Source organism: Frankia sp. Mgl5, assembly GCF_023242985.1.
GTDB classification, from domain to species: domain Bacteria; phylum Actinomycetota; class Actinomycetes; order Frankiales; family Frankiaceae; genus Parafrankia; species Parafrankia soli.
In genome coordinates this window covers 1-367 of sequence record NZ_JALKFY010000525.1, presented here as the reverse complement: position 1 = coordinate 367, position 367 = coordinate 1, and the positions used below count along the sequence as shown (strand labels likewise).

General features: G+C 56.1%; 1 protein-coding gene. It reads left to right on the top strand.

What is annotated here, in order from left to right:
* Positions 1–367, top strand: a 367-nt coding sequence (locus MXD62_RS10450) for an MFS transporter (protein WP_285224030.1), incomplete at both ends; no start/stop codon positions are given.

Here is a 367-nt window from a genome sequence, read left to right as displayed (position 1 = left end):
GCATATAGGCGGATCGGTGGCGGGAATTGGCCTCGCTTTTTTCCTGTTTGCCGGCAGTGAAGCGCCCTGCATGAGAATGGCAGCCTATCTGATCCGACGCTGGGGTCTGGAGATGACGATCCTGCTGGCAGGAATAATTTCCGCGTTGCGCTGGTTCTGGTACGCCACATCGCCAAGCACCACCTCAATCATCGCGCTGTTTTTCATCCAAGGGCTCTCGGTCGGCTTTTATCTGGCTGCGGCTGCCCAATACGTGCGGGAAAACACTCCAGACGAGCTGCAGGTCACGGCGCTGGCTATCTTTATGTCGTTCGGTCAGGGACTGGGCACGATGGCTTGCAATCTGTTTAGCGGCATTATTATGCAG